Origin of the sequence: Nocardia sp. NPDC050408 (assembly GCF_044458905.1) — a bacterium.
Lineage (GTDB): Bacteria > Actinomycetota > Actinomycetes > Mycobacteriales > Mycobacteriaceae > Nocardia.
On record NZ_JBITIL010000003.1, the window covers coordinates 468,398 to 485,149 of the forward strand.

The window sequence follows — 16,752 nt, forward strand, 5'->3', positions numbered from 1 at the left end:
GGTGTAAGAACCGCCGAGCGCTTGCTTCGGGCACTCCCGTAGCGTTAGGGGTGGGTTTCAATGGAAGGACGCTACGTGGGTACCGAAAGCGCAGTGCAGGAGCCGATCTTCACCTCGGTCGACGATGTGATCGAACGGCTGGCCACGACCGGGTACCTGGCCGATAAGGCGACGGCGACCTCGGTATTCCTGGCCGATCGGCTCGGCAAGCCGCTGCTGATCGAGGGCCCGGCCGGTGTCGGCAAGACCGAACTCGCCAGGGCGGTCGCGCAGACGGCGGATGCGGAGCTGGTGCGCCTGCAGTGCTACGAGGGCGTCGACGAGGCCCGCGCGCTGTACGAATGGAATCACGCCAAGCAGATTCTGCGGATCCAGGCCTCCAGCGAGAACGACTGGGAAGAGACCAAAGCCGACGTCTTCACCGAGGAATTCCTGCTGTCGCGCCCGCTGTTGACGGCGATCCGTCGCGCCGATCCGACCGTGCTGCTCATCGATGAGACCGATAAGGCCGATGTCGAGATCGAGGGTTTGCTGCTCGAGGTGCTCAGTGATTTCGCGGTCACGGTCCCGGAACTCGGCACGATTACCGCGAGCCGCAAGCCGTTCGTGGTGCTGACCTCCAATGCGACGCGCGAGCTCTCCGAAGCGCTCAAGCGCCGCTGCCTCTACCTGCACCTGGACTTCCCGGATGAGGAACTCGAGCGCCGCATCCTGGCCAGCCGGGTTCCGGAGCTGTCCGCCTCGGTCGCCGCCCAGTTGGTTCGGATCGTGCACGTGCTGCGCGGCATGCAGCTGAAGAAGCTGCCGAGCGTCGCGGAGTCGATCGACTGGGGACGCACCTTGCTCGCGCTGGGTCTGCAAGATCTCGACGACACGACCGTGCGCGCCACCCTCGGTGTCGTGCTCAAGCACCAAGCCGACCACCAACGTGCGCTGGCCGAGCTGAAGCTGGCCTGAGCCATGGCGGCCGGATCGCAGCCCACACTCGATGCGCCGCACGGGATTTCGGGACATCTCGTCGGTTTCGTCGAGGCATTGCGGGCGCGCGGCATCCCGGTCGGTCCCTCGGAGACGGTGGACGCGGGCCGTGTGATGTCCGTGCTGGATCTGATGGACCGTGACGTCGTGCGCGAAGGTCTGGCCTGTTCGCTACTGCGCCGCACCACTCATCGCAGCACCTTCGACGGCCTGTTCGACCTGTGGTTCCCGGCGGCCATCGGTGCGCGCAGCAGCACTCCGGATGATCTCGAACTTCCGCGCACGCCGTCCGGCGAGATCGATATTCCCGCGTTGCGCGGACTGCTCGCAGCCCTGCTGAGCAGGGAGGATTCGACGCAGCAGCAAGAAATGATCGCTGCGCAACTGGTCGAACAACTCGGGCAGTACGAATCCTCGCGCGGTCCGTCCTTCTCGGCGTACCGAACGTTGCGCGAGGTGCAGCCGGAAACGCTGCTGGCCAGGATCCTGCAGGGTTTGGCTGTCGGACCGGATACCAGCGAATTCGATGCCGAGGTCGCCCGTCGCACCGGTCGGCAGCGCATCGCCGGATTCCGCGCCATCGTGGAGGCAGAAACGCATAGGCGGGTGGCCGAGAATATCGGCAGGGAACGCGTCGCGAGCTATGCCGTCTCCCGGCAGGTCGAGGACGTCGACTTCTTGAGGGCCTCGGAAACCGAGCTCGCGGAGATGCGGCGCAGCACGCAGCGACTGGCCCGAATCCTGGCGTCCCGACTTGCCGTGCGGCGCAGGCACGCTCGTCGCGGTGAGATCGATCTGCGCAAGACACTGCGCAAATCCATGTCGACCGGCGGTGTGCCGATCGACCTTGTCAATCGCAAACCGCGACCGGGTCGCCCCGAACTGGTGCTGCTCTGCGATGTGTCCGGCTCAGTGGCCGGATTCAGCAACTTCACCCTCTTGCTCGTCAATTCGCTGCGCGAACAGTTCTCCCGGGTGCGGATATTCGCGTTCGTGGACCGGACCGATGAGGTGACTCGGTTCTTCGATCCGCACACCCAGCTGGACCAGTCCATGGCCCGCATCTTCACCGAGGGCAAGGTGGTCGGCCTGGACGGGCACTCCGACTACGGCCATGCGCTGTCGACCTTCGTCGAGCAGTGGCCCGATGCGGTGACCTCCCGCAGCTCGCTGCTGATCCTCGGCGATGCCCGCACCAATTACCGTGATCCGGATCTGAATACGCTGCACGAGCTGGTGCGCACCGCCAAGCACGCGCATTGGCTGAATCCGGAGAAGCAAAGCAACTGGGGCACAGGCGATTCCGCCGCCAACAGATACCGCGAAGTGATCGAGATGCACGAGTGCCGCTCGGCCAAACAGCTGACCGCGGTGGTGTCGCGGCTGCTACCGGTGTGACGCGATTGTGACCGAAGTCATTATCGGTCTGCGTTAACACCATCAGCATTCGTTAAGAGAACTATTGGCGCTGCGCACCAGGATTCGCTCCATGGTGAACAACGCGCCGGATGGGTCTGGCCGCAGCGGTAGTGGGGATTATTCGTTCCAGGTCGATCTGCGTGGAATCGTCGATCTGCTCTCGCATCACTTGTATTCGAGCCCCCGTGTCTACCTCCGTGAGCTACTGCAGAACGCGGTTGATGCCGTCACGGCGCGCAGGCAGCGTGATACATTGGCGCCCACCGCGATTCGGCTGCTCATCGACGAATCAGGTCTGCGGATAACAGATCACGGTATCGGTCTCACCGAGACGGATGTGCACCGTTTCCTCGCCACCATCGGGCAATCGTCCAAGCGAGACGATATCGAGGGCGCGCGTCGAGAGTTCCTCGGGCAGTTCGGCATCGGGCTGCTGGCGTGCTTCACCGTGGCCGAGACGATCCGTGTGGTCACCCGCTCGGCCCTCGACCCGGACGCCTCGCCCGTCGAATGGCTGGCCGCAGCCGATGGCACCTACTCGCTGCGTCAGCTCGATCCGGCAGTGCGGCAAGAGCCGGGAACTACGGTGCATCTCACACCGCGAGCCGGTGCGCAGGAGTGGTTCACACCTGGGCGGGTGCTGGACCTGGTCCGCGATTATGGATCGCTACTGCCCTACGAAGTGACGGTCGAGGCGAATGGTGCCGGACTGCGCGGCACCGATGGTCCACCGGTATGGCGGCGCAGCTACGCATCTGCGGCGCAGCGACGCGCGGCGCTGTTCGAATACGGCGAGCGCGTCCTCGGTTTCACCCCGCTTGATGTGATCGATCTCGATGCCGAATTAGCGGGGGTCAGCGGGATTGCCTTCGTGCTGTCGCAGCCGGGCAATCCCGCCGAAAGCAGTGCGCACCGGGTGTATCTCAAGGGCATGTTGCTCGGTGACGCCGTGCGCGGACTGCTGCCGGACTGGGCCTTCTTCGTGCGATGTGTCATCGACACCGACAGCCTGCGTCCGACCGCCTCGCGTGAGGGCCTCTACGAAGACGAACGCCTCGCCATCGTCCGCGACAGCCTCGGCGACCGAATCCGTGACTGGCTCACCGAAATCGCCGCCGAACAGCCCGAGCGGCTCGCCGCGTTCCTATCCGTGCACGCACTCGGCGTCAAGGCAATGGCGCGGCATTCACCGGACATGCTGCGGATCATGGTGCCGCACTTGCTGTTCGAGACGACCGACGGCCGGGTTCCACTGACCGAATTCGCGCGCAACCATCCGACCGTGCGGATGACGGCGACGGTGGAGGAATTCCGTCAGGTGGCAGCCACGGCTGCTGCGCAGGGCATCGGCGTCGTCAACGGCGGATATACCTACGATGCGGAACTCGTCGCGCTGCTGCCCACGATCCTGCCCGGAGTCACGGTGACCGAGCTGGACGCGGCTGCCGTCACCGCCGCCCTCGACCTGGTGGATCCGGCCGAGGAACTGGTACTGGCCCCGGTGCTCGCCGCCGCGCGCACCGCACTGGATCCGCTGTCCTGCGATGTGATTCTGCGTGCGTTCCATCCGGTTTCGGTGCCCGCACTGCATCTGGACAGTCGGGGCGCGCGCAATGAACGAGCACGCGTCGAGACCACCGTGGGCGCGGATGAGATCTGGACCGAAATCCTCGGCGCGCTGGAGGCGAGTGCGCCCCGAGCGCAACTGGTGTTGAACCACAACAGCCCGGTGGTCCGACGATTGAGCCGGATCGACGACCCCGCCTTCCTGCGAACCGCGGTCGAATCGCTCTACGGCCAAGCGTTATTGATGACACACCGACCGTTGCGACCGGCCGATACCGCGCTGCTCAGTCGCGCATTCGGCGAATTCCTCAGCTGGGCGACCCGACGTGCGGCGGGCGAGACCGCGGAGGAGGCCTGAAATGGAAACCTCCGAGATCCAATCGGCCCTGGCGCAGAGCCGTTCGCTGCCGCACGGACGTGGCCGCACCGAACGCCTGGAAACGCTTGCCGCCGCGGCGAAGTCGGGTCCGGACCGGGCACTGGAGGGGAGTGTCCTGTTGGAACTGGCCCAGGCGTATGCCTATGCGGGCGAACGCGATCTGGCGCCGGTCGCCTACGGCAGGTTGCTGCGGATCTATGACGACTTCCCGGCCGAGCTCGGTCCGCTTGCGCATTCGGTGCACTGGTATCTGAAATGGCTGACCTGGGGGCTGATCGAGAACCCCGCGGTGCCGTTGCAGACTACCTACCGCTGGCTCGACGAGCTCGAAAGTCGTTATCGGCAGCGGGGATACAGTGTGCGCCCGGTGCTCGCATTGCGCTCGGACCTGGCGCGGGAACTGGGTCAGCACGATATGGCCGCCGAACTGCTGGACGCGGCGTGTGCCGCAGCACGGGACAGCATGTCCGATTGCGATGCCTGCGAACGCAACCAATGGGGTGCGAACTACGCGCAGGCCGGTGACGATGAGTCCGCGCTGGAGAGCTGGCGTCCGGTCATCGACGGTGCGCGCAGCTGTGCCGAGGAGCCGCATCGGGTGCTCGGGCAGGCGTTGCTGCCGATGCTGCGCACCGGGCGCACCGTCGAGGCGCGCAGTGCGCATTTGACGGGTTATCCGCTAGTGCGCCACCTTCCGGATTTGCGGCGTTCGGTCGGCGAGCACATCGAGTTCTGCGCGTTGACCGGAAACGAGGCGCGTGGTCTGGAGATGCTGGCCGAACACGCGGCGTGGCTGACCGATCCCGGCGCGGACGTCGCCATTCGGCTGGCCTTCATATCGGGAGTGTGCGTGCTGTTGCGGCGGCTGAGCGAGTTGGATCTCGGTGCACTCGCAGTCGGGGCGGGGACGGTGGATTCGGTACGCACCGAGTTGAGCGTCGAAATCGGCGAGCTGACCGCGAAGTATGACGCGCGTAATGGTAATACGGTGGTCAGCGATCGGGTCGCGGCACGGCTCGCGCAAGGACCGCTGGTTGGCCATCTTCCGCTCGGTATGCGAAATACCTTGCCGCGCAAGGTTGCCGCCGTGGCCCCCGCGACTTCCGCCACGGTCGACGAACAAGCCGAGGACGCACTGCAGCTGGCCGAACTGGCCGCGGTACGCCTCGTCGACTACCCGAAGGATGCCGAACAGTATCTGCGCCGGGCGCTTTCGATCGGCGCGACCGCGCTGCCCGCCGAACACCTCGCCCGCCTGAGTTCCCAGCTCGTGATGGTGCTCTCCGGACAGCCGGGCCGCGAATACGAACTGGCCGATGCCGCGCTCACCGCCGCCGCACGCTGGGAACCGATCTCGACCGCGGATGCGATACACCTCACCTTCGTCGCCGCGCGCGCCTGCCACCGGGCCGGACGGCACGGGGAGGCGGCCGCCCTGTTCGAACAGCCACTGGCCAGTGGAGAGCAGCCGTACCCGCCCGCCGAAATGGCGATAGTGCGCAGGCAATGCGGCGAATCCCTGCGCAAGCTGAACCGATTTCGTGATGCGGCAAAGCAATTCGTCGAGGCGGCCCGTCTCGTGCACAACGATCCTGACCGCGTCGAACTCGAAGCCGAGCTCGCCTGGTCGGCGGCCGCGGTCTTGGACTACTGCGGCGAAGACGAACAAGCGGTCGTGGCCTTTCTCCGCGCCGCCCACCTCTGGGGCGCCCTCGACCGCATCGGCCCCCGGGCCAAATGTCTACGCTCCGCGGCCTGGCTACAGCTCTACGGCGCCGGTATGGAATCCGACCGTCCATGGCTCACGACCATGCGCGACCTGCTCAGGGAACTGGAGAGCCTGGCCGAAACGTCCCCATCACCCGAGCTGACCACCGAACTCCTCAACACCCGCACCCAACTCGCCGACATGCAGCGCGACGAGGACCGCTGATCACCTGGCGACCAGCCCACCGAGCAGTGCCTCGACCTGGTCGAAAGCGATGGCACCAGCGAGCGGATTCGAGTAGCTGCGAGTCGAGACGATCAACCCGTCACGCACCCGGGAGACGTTGATGATCAGCAGGTCGAACCGCTTGCCGGTGGCCAACACGGTTCCGTTGATCCGATACTCGGCGATGACGACCTCAGGGTCGGCCGTCTCGTGAATGCGGACGTCGTCGACGGAATCGAAGCGCTGAATCCGAGCACCCTCCACCAGATGAGCGCGAAACGCCTCGCGCCCGACCTCGGGATGCTCGGCACCCGGCGGCAGAAACGGCAATTCGAACACCGCATCGTCGGCATACACATCGGCCATCTCCGGCGTCGGGCCGTCAGCGGTCAAGGAAAGCAGGCGTTCAATGGTCTCACGAGGGGTGGTGGACATGGCATACTCCTATTCGACAATTAACCGGGGTTATCACCCCGGTTAATATACGGGGCGGCCGCCCCGGTTGTCTCGCGATCGCAGCGGTTGCTGTTTGCCGCAACGGAATTCGCGACCCACAGCGGTTAGCAACGTTGATCTGCGATTGCCTCCGACCTACGCGGCACGCACCGGAATGACCCTGCTGGCTCGGGCTCGCCGACGTTTGCGGATGATAAGAAAACTGTTAGGTGGCATGGGCATTGTTGCGGGGGACACCGAGATCGGCTCGGTGCGACGTCGATTCGGAGCTCCGGATGAAGAAGACCGCCGCTGTTATCGGTGCGCTGGCCAGCGCCGCAGTACTCACGGCCTGCGGGCCGGACGACTCTCCGACGACCGGGGGCGGATCGTCGGTGCCCGCGACCTCGGCCGCGGCGGGAGCGTCGACGACCGTCGCCGGATCGCCTCGAGCCGAAACCTTCACCGCGACAACACTTCATCTCGAGGGCACGGGCTACAAGATCGACGTGCCTCAGGTGAGAGGTGGAAAGGCCAATGCCAGAGCCGAATTCAATGAGGCGATGCGGGCCGGTGCACAGGAATGGATCGATCGGATAAACCGGCCGGGCGATTCGGTCACCGGCGGTGACAGTCAGGTCCTCCGCATCGGTTCGCAGGTGCTCAGCGGGCATCTGGTTGTCGTTATGTACTCCGAAGGCGCCGCGCACCCGAACAGCTTCGACGCCGCGCACGTCACCAATATCGATACCGGCAAGGCCATCACCCTGCCCGATCTGTTCACCGACCTGCAACAGGGCCTGAACACGCTCTCGACTCAGGCCGAGGCCCAGGTACAGCAGAACCCGAGGGCGACCGGCTATAGCAACAGCCTGCTCACTCCGGTCGCCGAGCATTTCCAGACCTGGGTGGCCACGCCCGAGGGCATGCGGATCTATCTCGGTGAAATTGCTTCGCACGCCGCGGGCAATATCGATGTCATCGTGCCGTGGTCCGCGCTGGACGGCGTGCTGAAGCCGGGGATGCGCGCGATCCTCAGCAGCTGATGAACCTGCCATAGCTTGCGGTGGTAGCTTCTCGGGCACGAACGCGAGCTATTCGGGGAGGCGTAATGAGGAAGACCGCTGCCGCTGTCCTGGTCAGCGTCCTGTTCGCCGTACTCACGGCGTGTGGGTCCGCCGACCGGGCCGAGGCACCAGCGGCACCGGCCTTCACCGCGACCTCGATTCGACTCGAGGGGACCTGGTACTCCTTCGACCTGCCGCAGGTCGACGGCGGAACCGACGATGCGCGCACCGACTTCAACGAAGGCTTGCGCGCCGAGGTGGAGCCGTTCCTGCGGGATGCGGCGCAGACCCGGAAGGTGAGCGGATTCCACAGCGAGGTCGCCCATATCGGGCGCCATGTGCTCAGCGGTGTGCTGGGCATCGAGGTCGACGACGGCTATCTGCATCCGACCACCTTCAAACGCACGCATGTGACCGATATCGACACCGGCAAGGCGCTCACCCTGCCGGAACTGTTCACCGATGTGCCGAAAGCCCTCGATCGGCTCTCGGCACAGGCCGAGGTGCAGATCCCGAAGACCCGCGTCGGCACGAACCCCTACGACAAGCAGCGCATCGCACCGGCGGTGGAGAACTTCAAGGACTGGCTGGCCATGCCCGATGGTCTGCGCGTCTACCTCGGGGAGATCGCCTCGCATGCGGTGGGCTATATCGACATCACGATCCCATGGTCTGAACTGGACGCAGTGCTGAAGCCGGATCTGCGGGCAGTCGTCAGCAGTTGACCGTCCGGCCCCGGCTCGGACCGAACCGACCGGTTAAGCTCGGCTCTCATGCAGGAGAACGGGCGCCGTCGACGCAAGCTGGGGGTGATGGGTGGCACCTTCGACCCCATCCACCACGGCCACCTCGTCGCCGCCAGCGAGGTCGCGAACCGATTCGAACTGGACGAGGTGATCTTCGTCCCAACCGGACAGCCGTGGCAGAAGGCCGACAGGCAGGTCAGCCCGGCCGAGGATCGCTACCTCATGACCGTGATCGCGACCGCTTCCAACCCCCGATTCTCGGTCAGCCGGGCCGATATCGACCGGGGCAAGGTCACCTATACCGTCGACACCCTGCGCGAGATGCGCACCAAGCATCCCGAAGCCGAGCTGTACTTCATCACCGGAGCTGACGCGCTCGCCAACATCCTGACGTGGCAGGATTGGGCGGAGTTGTTCGAACTGGCGAAATTCGTCGGGGTGAGCCGACCGGGGTATGAGCTGAACATCGATCATCTCGAGGAGCATCTACGTGACCTACCGGTCGATGCGGTGACCATGATCGAGATCCCGGCGTTGGCGATCTCATCGAGTGAATGCCGTCGCCGCGCCGCCGAGAATCGGCCGGTGTGGTACCTCGTGCCCGACGGCGTCGTGCAGTACATATCGAAGCGGCATTTATATGTGCCCGTAGGAGTGGAAGGTAGATAATTGAGCGCATCTGTCGAGTCGGTGGAGATGGCGCAGGTCGCCGCGCGCGCGGCGGACGAGAAGCTGGCCACCGATGTCGTGGTGCTCGACGTGTCCGAACAGTTGGTGATTACCGACTGCTTCGTGATCGCCTCCGCGCCGAACGAGCGTCAGGTCAATGCCATCGTCGATAATGTCGAGGAGAAGCTGCGCGCGGCCGGGCATAAGCCGGTCCGGCGCGAGGGCACCCGCGAGGGTCGGTGGGCGCTACTGGATTACGTCGACGTCGTCGTGCACATCCAACACAATGACGAACGCAATTTCTATGCGCTGGAACGGCTCTGGAAGGATTGTCCGGTGGTTCCGGTGGACGGGCTCGCGGCCGGGACCGAGGTGTTCAAGCACACCGAGTCCGAGGGTGTGGCGGTGCGTGGTGAAGCGGGGGAAGAACGCGAGTGAGTAAGTATGCCGGCGTCCGCACGCTGATCCTGCTGCGGCACGGGCAGACCGAATGGAATGCTGCCGACCGGATGCAGGGGCAGATCGACACCGATCTCACCGAGCTGGGTCGTCGTCAGGCGAAAGAGGCCGCGCGCGAACTGGTTTCGCGCAATGCGATCGCCATCGTCTCCTCCGATCTGCGGCGCGCCTTCGATACCGCTTCGGCACTGGCCGACCACACCGATCTTCCGGTGGTTCCGGATCCGCGGCTGCGTGAGACCAACCTCGGCGACTGGGAGGGGTTGACCCACCTGGAGGTCGACGCCGACTACCCGGGCGCGCGGGTGGCCTGGCGCTTGGACGCGGCCTACACCCCGCCCGGCGGTGAGAGCAAACTCGAGGTGGGCGCACGGTCACTACCGGTTGTTCGGGAATTGTTCGCCGAGCGGCAGGATTGGCCGGGCCGGACTATCATCCTGGTGGCGCACGGCGGGCTGATCGCCGCCCTCACGGCCGCGCTGCTCGACCTGCCGCCGCAGAACTGGCCTGCCCTGGGGGGTTTGGCCAATACCAGCTGGGTGCAGCTGAGCAGTCACGGTCCGAGCATCGATCAGCCCGGTTGGCGCCTGGATGTGTGGAACGCAGCGGCGAAGGTGGCCCCGGATGTCCTCTGAAGAACCGGTTCGTCAGGTACCGGATGAATTGTTCCGTCGGGTTTCGGCGAAACCCGAACGGGCGATCCCGGACGCGCTATTCGGACCTCCCCCGGTGCAGAACGGCGAGGCGCGGGAACCGGCCGAGTCCGACAGCGACGAATCGGTCGCCGCCGACTCCGGGGAAGGTAACGAGGAGCCCGCCGCATCCGCGCCCGAATTCACAACTGGTGCGGAGCCGGCCGAACCTGCGAGTGAACCACCGGAAGGTGTTGCGGCAGTTTCCGATACGGATATCGTGGCCTCGGTCACCGACGAGGCGTTGACCGACGCTGCTCCCACCGACGAGTCCCTAGCTCCCGCAGCGGAATCCGCGCCCGAGGTCATGGCCGCGGTTTCGACAAGCGGTGACGAGTCCACAGTGGATTCGGGTGTCGACGATCCCGAATCGGTATCCGCGCTCGAAACGATTATCGGCGACGAGGTTTCGGCCGGTGCGGCCGAACCGGCCTCGACCGATGAATCGGATCGCCCGGTGCTGCTGGTGATCGCGGACTCGCTGTCCTATTTCGGTCCCAAGGGCGGCCTGCCCGCGGACCATCCGAAAATCTGGCCGAACCTGGTCGGCGCCGAACTCGATTGGGATGTCGAGCTGATCGGGCGGATCGGCTGGACCTGCCGCGACGCCTACTGGGCGTTGATCGGCGATCCCCGGGTCTGGGCCGCGGTGCCGCGCGCGGGTGCGGTCGTCTTCGCCGTCGGCGGCATGGACACCCTGCCGTCGCCGCTGCCGACCGCGCTGCGCGAGTTGATCCGCTATGTGCGCCCGCCGGTGCTGCGTCGCGGGGTCCGCGGCACCTACAACTGGCTGCAGCCCAAGCTGTCGAAACTCGGTCGCCCGGTGGCATTGCCGCCGAAGGTGAGCGTGGACTACCTGGAGCAGTCGCGCGAGGCCCTGGCCCAGCTGCGTCCGGATCTGCCGGTCGTGGCGGTGCTGCCGTCAGTGCACAACTGTGCCGCCTACGGGCATGTGCACAGTGGCCGGGAGCGTGCCGTCAAGGCGCTGCGAGCATGGTCGGCCAAGACCTCCGTCCCGCTGGTCGATCTCGGTGAAGCGGTGCGCGAGGACGTCTTCTCCGGCGATGCGAATCCCGATGGCATCCACTGGGGCTGGGCCGGACATACCGCGGTGGCGAACGCGATGGTGAAGACCTTGCAGGAGGTTCGGTAGTCCGTGGCCGTTGTGGTGGTCACCGATTCGTCCGCCAGCCTCCCTGCTGAACTCGTCGGTGAGTTGGACATTGCCGTTGTCCCGCTGCATGTTCTGGTCGGCGACCGTGCCATCCGCGAAGGCGTCGACGCCATCGATATCGACTACGGCTCGGATACCGTGACGACCTCGGCGGCCTCACCCGGTGAGCTGCGCGCGGTCTACGAGCAGGCACTGGAGCGCAGCAACGGGGACGGTGTTGTCGCGGTACATCTTTCGCGCCAACTCTCCGGTACCTGGGAAGCGGGACGGCAGGCGGTCCGCGATATGGACGCCGCCGATCAGATACGGCTGGTCGATTCACTCGGCGCTGGTCTGGCTACCGGTCTGCCGGTGCTCGCCGCCGCCCGCCGCGCGCGCAGTGGCGCGACATTGAATATCGTCTACGACACCGCCGTCGCCGCGGCCAGCCGATCACGCACCTTCGTTCTGGTGAACCGCACCGAACAATTGCGCCGCGGCGGTCGATTGAGTAGCGCCGCAGCATTTTTCGGCAGCGAACTGGTCAGCAAACCGCTGCTGCAGATCGTCGAGGGCCGTTTGGAACTGCGCGAAAAGGTGCGTACTCGCTCCAAGGCCTACGCCAAACTCGTTGCGGCTGCGGTTGATGCGGCGGGTGACGATGGCGCCGCCGTCGCCGTACAACACCTGGGTGCCGAGGACGCCGCGAATACCGTCGCCAGCCAACTGCGCGAGCTACTGCCCGGTATCCGTGAACTGATTGTCGCGGAATTCGGGCCGACGCTGGGCGTTCACCTCGGCGTCGGTGCGGTCGGTGTGTTGGTCGTCCCGGGTGGCTGCGCCTGATCGGCTACGGTCCAGCACTCGCGGACGTGCCGCATGTCCGGTCGAATGGCGTGGTGGGCGTAATAATTTCTGCGTGATCGCAACCCCTTCGGTCGGCACCGTAGGTGACTAACGTCGCGGCATGACGAGTTCCGTAACTCCGATCATTCCGCCGCTGACCGTCGAATCGGTCGAGTGGGAGCATCCGGACGTGGTGATCCTGCGCGATGAGATGGCCGCCGAGGCTCTGAACTGATCGCCGATGCCACGATCCGCAATGTGCGGCGGCGCCGCCCGGCGACACCGCCCGACCCGACCCCGGCAGCGGGATAACATCAAGTGCCGCAAGGGCGCTCGGCGATATCGAGTGGGATGGCGCAGCTTCGATATCGAGGCGATGCACGGAAGCTACGGTGAGGATGTGGGCGACGAATGTCCGATCTGCGATAAGCATCGAGGGATCGGCGCGCTGGTCGGCCCGGTGATCTACGCGGACGACCTGGTGTTGGTGACGCATCGGCCGCTCACCGAGGGCATGCCGGTGCCGGGCTACCTCTTCGTGGAGACCCGGCGGCACGCACCGACGTTATCGACCTTGACCGACGCCGAGGCGCGGGCGGTTGGCTGGGCCGCTCGGCGCGCCGCGCACGCGTTATATGTCGAGCTGGCACCGGAATTCGTATTCTCCGCGATCACCGGACTGAGCGTCGCGCACTTCCACCAGCATGTATTCGCTCGCCCGCACGGCACCCCCGCCTCGGTGCCGTGGACGAACGCCGATGCGTGGCCGGACGCGCCACGCGTCGATGCGTGCGCACTCGGTGAACTATGCGATCGCTTGGCGATCCACTTCGTCACCGAGCACTGAGGGTCACAGCTCGATGCTGTGCGCGCCGATGAGTTCGGTTATGCGGGAAAGCAATTCGTCGGCAGGCAGCGGACCGAAGCGCTGTCCGTCCCGAAGCCGCACCGCGACAAGGTCATTCGCGACCTCATTCGGACCTATCACAATTTGGTAGGGGACCAGGCGAGCTTCGCGAATGCGCGCGCCGAGACTGCCCTGATCGGCGGTTTCGGCGCGCAGTCCTAGCCCGAGACAGCGTTCGACGAGCGCTTCGGCGGGCGCCGCCTCGGCCGCCGAAATCGGCAGGACAATCACCTGGGTCGGGGCCAGCCAAGCCGGGAACGCACCGCCGTGCACCTCGATCAGGTGCGCGACGGCCCGCTCGACGCTGCCGATAATGCTGCGGTGCACCATGACCGGGCGGTGTTCGGCGCCGTCCGCACCGATGTAGTGCAGGTCGAATTGCTCCGGTTGGTGGAAGTCGACCTGCACGGTGGAGAGGGTGAATTCGCGGCCGGCGCTGTCGGTGAACTGGATATCGATCTTGGGACCATAGAACGCGGCCTCGCCCTCGGCTGCTTCATACGGCAGGCCGGAGCGGTCGAGAACGTCGGTGAGCATGGCAATCGATTGCTGCCAGAGTTCCGGGGCCGCAACGTATTTCCCGCCCGGACCGGGCAAGGACAGCCGGCATCGAGTGGGGCGGATGCCCATGGCCGCGTGCGCCGATCGGATCAGGTCCAGCGCGCCCGCGACCTCGTCGGCGACCTGATCTACGGTGCAGAAGATGTGTGCGTCATTGAGCTGGATCGCGCGGACCCGGGTCAGTCCGCCGAGTACGCCGGAGAGTTCGGATCGATACATCCCGCCCAATTCGGCCATCCGCAAAGGTAATTCGCGATAGCTGTGCGAGCGGGAACGGAACATCACCGCGTGATGCGGGCACAGGCTCGGGCGCAGCACCACCTGTTCGCCGCTCAACTCCATCGGCGGGAACATGTCGTCGCGGTAATGCGACCAGTGCCCGGATATTTCGTAGAGCTCCCGCTTTCCGAGTGCCGGTGAGTACACGTGCCGGTACCCGGCCCGACGTTCCGCGGTACGGATGAATTCCTCGAGTGCGTGGCGCACAGTGGCGCCGTCGGGCAGCCAGTACGGCAGGCCGGATCCGATCAGTGGGTCGGTATCGAACAGGCCGAGTTCGCGGCCGAGTTTGCGGTGGTCGTGCACGGGGTCTCCTCGCGGACAGCGGGCGAGTGACCACAAGACGAAGCCCCGGGCACTCGCCCGGGGCTTTCGATCAGGACAACGATCAGCGCGCCGGGACAGTCTCCGGCGTCGTCGTCACAGCAGCGCGCTTCATATGCGCCACGGTAGCAGAACGGTCATGGCGCTGGCACATCAATTATTCCTGCGTTGTGCAAGGAGATTCACACCTGCTCGGCGAGGAAGTTCTCCCAGGTGAGCTTGCCGACGGTCGCACCATCGAGGGTCAGATTCTCCTTCCCGCGATACGCGCGCCCGACCTTGCCCGGCACCGGAACCGGTAGGAACAACCGCCGCTTACCCTCGGCCTTCAGGTAGCCGCGGATCAGCTCGGCCATCGTGTACACCGTCGGCCCGACCAGATCGGGTACCCGCCCGGCCGGTGCGCCGCGCGTCAGCTCCACGAGCCGGGCGGCCACCTCCCGCGAATCGACCGGCTGCCACAGCACCGCGCCGGGCGCGGGGACGACCGGGCTCTTCGCCATGGCTTGTGCGGTCTTCAGGGCGAGGTCGTCGAACTGGGCCGCGCGCAGGATGGTGTACGGGACGCCCGATTCGATAATGGCCTGTTCGGCCGCGAACTTGGCTCGGAAGTAACCGATCGGCAGCTTTTCGGCGCCGACCACGCCGATGTAGACGATGTGCTGCACACCGGCCTTGGCGGCGGCGTCGACCAGGTGCCGGGTCGCGATGTCGTCGCCCTTGGGGCCGCCAGCGAGGTGCAGGATGATCTCCGCGCCGTCGACCGCGGCCTCGACGCCGGTGCCGGCAAGCAGATCTCCGGTCACGAATTCGATGCCGTCGGTCGATTCGTGGGCATTGCGGCTGAGCATCCGGATCTTGAAACCGGCTTCTACCAGCAGCGGTGTGACGTGGCGGCCCAGAGTGCCGGTGCCGCCGGTCAGCAGGATGGTCGTCATGGTTCCTCCAGGGTTCGCATGTGCTGGTCGTTACCGGGATGACGACGCAGGCGGGCCCGGTGTGACAAAGCCGGAATTGTCCGCGCGCACCTCTAAGATTCGCGGGTGACCGGATACGACCACGATGCCTTCGACCACCTCGACACCTCGACCCTGCCGCCGCGTCAGCAGCGGATCCTCGCCACGATCCGGGACTGGGTGCTGCGGTACGGGTACGCGCCGAATACCAGGGAGATCGGCGATGCTGTCGGCCTGCGGTCCTCGTCCTCGGTCTCCAAGCATCTGAAGTCCTTGGAGGACAGGGGGTTTCTGCGCCGCAGCGAGACCATGTCACGGCCGATCGATGTGCGGATGTTCCTGCAGGCGTCGGTGGTTGCGGAGCAGGCCGATGATTCGGTCGCGGTTCCGGTCGTCGGTGATATCGCTGCGGGCACGCCCATCCTCGCCGAGGAACACGCCGACGACGTGATGACGCTGCCGCGCGAACTCGTCGGTCGCGGAACGGTTTTCGGGCTGCGCGTGCGCGGCGATTCCATGATCGATGCGGCGATCTGCGACGGCGATCTGGTGGTCATCCGCAAACAGTACGAGGCGCATTCCGGTGACATCGTCGCCGCGATGATCGATGGGGAGGCGACGGTGAAGGTGTATCGGCGTCGCAACGGGCATGTCTATCTGGAACCGCGCAATCCGGCCTACGACGTGATCGACGGTGATGAGGCGGTGGTGCTCGGGAAGGTCGTGTCGGTGATGCGCCGCGTGTGAGCCCGGAAATTCCGTTGCCCGGGCTAATGACCAGCTGTAGCGTTCCTTCGGTTTGTCCACCGATCGATCGAAGGAGTCGATGCCGTCATGAAAGCCGTCACCGAACGCGACATCAGGTCGTCGTTCATCAACTGTTCCAAGACGACCGCCAAGAAGTTGCCGGTGCCCCGGGACCTGGACAAGCGACCGTGGGATGACCTGGACTTCCTGGGCTGGAGCGATCCATCACTGCCCGGTCGCGGCTATCTCGTTGTGCCGCGCGACGATCGCATCCTCGGCATCGCGCTGCGCTACGAAACCGGTGGATCCGGCCGTACCCAAATGTGCGCGATCTGCCTGACCTCGCATACCGGTCGCGGCGTCTCGCTGATGACCGCGCACAAGGCGGGCGAATCCGGACGCCGGGGCAACTCGATCGGTACCTATATGTGCACCGATCTGGCGTGTTCGCTGTACGCGCGCGGTAAACGAACGCCCGCGCTCGGCAATCGGTACCGGGAAGATCTGATCACCGAGGAGACCAAGATCGAGCGAGTCCGGGACAACATGAACGCCTTCGTCACCAGGCTGTTCACCTAGATCCGTCGATTCGGTCCCAGCAATGAAATGGAGGTAGATGCCATGTGCCGACACTCA

At 65.5% G+C, this 16,752-nt stretch carries 17 protein-coding genes; 14 read left to right on the top strand and 3 right to left on the bottom strand.

Annotation, left to right across the window (positions count from 1 at the left end):
• The first annotated feature begins 60 nt into the window (after positions 1-60).
• From ACIBJI_RS11905 to ACIBJI_RS11920, 4 genes are all read left to right on the top strand, one after another.
• Positions 61-957: a MoxR family ATPase gene (locus ACIBJI_RS11905; protein ID WP_051181768.1), complete on the top strand. Its 897-nt coding sequence runs from the start codon at positions 61-63 to the stop codon at positions 955-957.
• A 3-nt stretch (positions 958-960) separates the two neighbouring features.
• Positions 961-2,376, top strand: coding sequence for a VWA domain-containing protein (locus ACIBJI_RS11910; RefSeq protein WP_364339110.1), 1,416 nt, complete (start codon positions 961-963; stop codon positions 2,374-2,376).
• A gap of 91 nt (positions 2,377-2,467) precedes the next feature.
• The gene (locus tag ACIBJI_RS11915; protein ID WP_364339112.1) at positions 2,468-4,321 is read left to right on the top strand and encodes an HSP90 family protein; all 1,854 of its coding nucleotides are present in this window, start codon (positions 2,468-2,470) and stop codon (positions 4,319-4,321) included.
• A gap of 1 nt (position 4,322) precedes the next feature.
• A complete protein-coding gene (locus tag ACIBJI_RS11920) occupies positions 4,323-6,275 on the top strand; it encodes a hypothetical protein (protein ID WP_397084008.1) in 1,953 nt (650 codons plus the stop codon).
• Here ACIBJI_RS11920 and ACIBJI_RS11925 read toward each other — a convergent pair whose 3' ends face one another.
• Entirely contained in the window at positions 6,276-6,710 is a 435-nt protein-coding gene (locus ACIBJI_RS11925; protein ID WP_364339116.1) for a nuclear transport factor 2 family protein, read from the bottom strand.
• 296 nt (positions 6,711-7,006) lie between these two features.
• Between ACIBJI_RS11925 and ACIBJI_RS11930 the strand changes: the two genes are divergently transcribed.
• The 8 genes from ACIBJI_RS11930 (at position 7,007) to ACIBJI_RS11965 (ending at position 13,189) form a co-directional block, all read left to right on the top strand.
• On the top strand, positions 7,007-7,756 hold the full coding sequence (locus ACIBJI_RS11930) for an RsiV family protein (protein ID WP_364339118.1): 750 nt from the start codon (positions 7,007-7,009) through the stop codon (positions 7,754-7,756).
• 65 nt (positions 7,757-7,821) lie between these two features.
• The gene (locus ACIBJI_RS11935) at positions 7,822-8,502 is read left to right on the top strand and encodes an RsiV family protein (protein WP_364339120.1); all 681 of its coding nucleotides are present in this window, start codon (positions 7,822-7,824) and stop codon (positions 8,500-8,502) included.
• Positions 8,503-8,550: 48 nt separating this feature from the next.
• Entirely contained in the window at positions 8,551-9,192 is a 642-nt protein-coding gene (nadD, locus tag ACIBJI_RS11940; RefSeq protein WP_364339122.1) for a nicotinate-nucleotide adenylyltransferase, read from the top strand.
• Positions 9,193-9,630 (top strand): ribosome silencing factor, encoded by a 438-nt coding sequence (rsfS, locus tag ACIBJI_RS11945; protein ID WP_364339124.1) that lies wholly within the window; start codon positions 9,193-9,195, stop codon positions 9,628-9,630.
• Positions 9,627-10,286, top strand: a complete 660-nt coding sequence (locus tag ACIBJI_RS11950) for a histidine phosphatase family protein (protein ID WP_397084011.1) — start codon at positions 9,627-9,629, stop codon at positions 10,284-10,286. Before rsfS ends, ACIBJI_RS11950 begins: the two co-directional genes overlap by 4 nt.
• 448 nt (positions 10,287-10,734) lie before the next feature.
• Entirely contained in the window at positions 10,735-11,496 is a 762-nt protein-coding gene (octT, locus tag ACIBJI_RS11955) for a diglucosylglycerate octanoyltransferase (RefSeq protein ID WP_397084244.1), read from the top strand.
• A 3-nt stretch (positions 11,497-11,499) separates the two neighbouring features.
• A complete protein-coding gene (locus ACIBJI_RS11960; protein ID WP_364339127.1) occupies positions 11,500-12,342 on the top strand; it encodes a DegV family protein in 843 nt (280 codons plus the stop codon).
• A 346-nt stretch (positions 12,343-12,688) separates the two neighbouring features.
• Positions 12,689-13,189 carry an HIT family protein gene (locus tag ACIBJI_RS11965; protein WP_397084013.1) on the top strand — a complete coding sequence of 167 codons (501 nt, stop codon included), beginning with the start codon at positions 12,689-12,691 and terminating at the stop codon, positions 13,187-13,189.
• A 3-nt stretch (positions 13,190-13,192) separates the two neighbouring features.
• Here the strand turns inward: ACIBJI_RS11965 and thrS are convergent, their stop codons facing one another.
• Both thrS and ACIBJI_RS11975 read right to left on the bottom strand, forming a co-directional pair.
• Complete coding sequence (thrS, locus tag ACIBJI_RS11970; protein WP_397084015.1) at positions 13,193-14,395, bottom strand: threonine--tRNA ligase; 1,203 nt, start codon at positions 14,393-14,395, stop codon at positions 13,193-13,195.
• A 200-nt stretch (positions 14,396-14,595) separates the two neighbouring features.
• A complete protein-coding gene (locus ACIBJI_RS11975; RefSeq protein ID WP_364339133.1) occupies positions 14,596-15,351 on the bottom strand; it encodes an NAD(P)H-binding protein in 756 nt (251 codons plus the stop codon).
• A 105-nt stretch (positions 15,352-15,456) separates the two neighbouring features.
• Between ACIBJI_RS11975 and lexA the strand changes: the two genes are divergently transcribed.
• Positions 15,457-16,116, top strand: a complete 660-nt coding sequence (gene lexA / locus ACIBJI_RS11980; RefSeq protein ID WP_364339135.1) for a transcriptional repressor LexA — start codon at positions 15,457-15,459, stop codon at positions 16,114-16,116.
• 87 nt (positions 16,117-16,203) lie between these two features.
• A complete protein-coding gene (locus ACIBJI_RS11985) occupies positions 16,204-16,695 on the top strand; it encodes an FBP domain-containing protein (RefSeq protein ID WP_364339137.1) in 492 nt (163 codons plus the stop codon).
• Positions 16,696-16,752: the final 57 nt, after the last annotated feature.